The sequence below is a fragment of the Mesorhizobium sp. M7A.F.Ca.MR.362.00.0.0 genome (assembly GCF_004023175.1).
In the GTDB taxonomy this organism is placed as follows: Bacteria; Pseudomonadota; Alphaproteobacteria; order Rhizobiales; family Rhizobiaceae; genus Mesorhizobium.
In genome coordinates this window covers 1-284 of the sequence record NZ_RZTF01001010.1, presented here as the reverse complement: position 1 = coordinate 284, position 284 = coordinate 1, and the positions used below count along the sequence as shown (strand labels likewise).

At 39.8% G+C, this 284-nt stretch carries 1 protein-coding gene; it reads left to right on the top strand.

Annotated features, from left to right (window positions below):
• Positions 1-46: 46 nt before the first annotated feature.
• The coding region (locus EOC06_RS38910) for a hypothetical protein (RefSeq protein ID WP_206631430.1) at positions 47-284 on the top strand (238 nt) is incomplete at its 3' end.

The window sequence follows — 284 nt, the reverse complement described above, 5'->3', positions numbered from 1 at the left end:
ACTTTGTATTATTACTCGCCATGACATGAACTTTAGGAGGATTTATATGACTATTAACGAACCAGTATATGCAGCCATGTTAGTGCTTGCATTAATAGCGATTGGCGAAATTGTTTCCATCTTAACACGAGCACGCGTGCCAATGCTGCTTATTGCCATAATGGGCTTTCTTATTTTAATTTGGACAGGGATATTCCCTGAAGACATCGTAGATACATCTTCTTTTAGCACAATGGGTACGTTACTGACAGGTCCTCTCGTTGTTCACTTAGGAACACTAATCC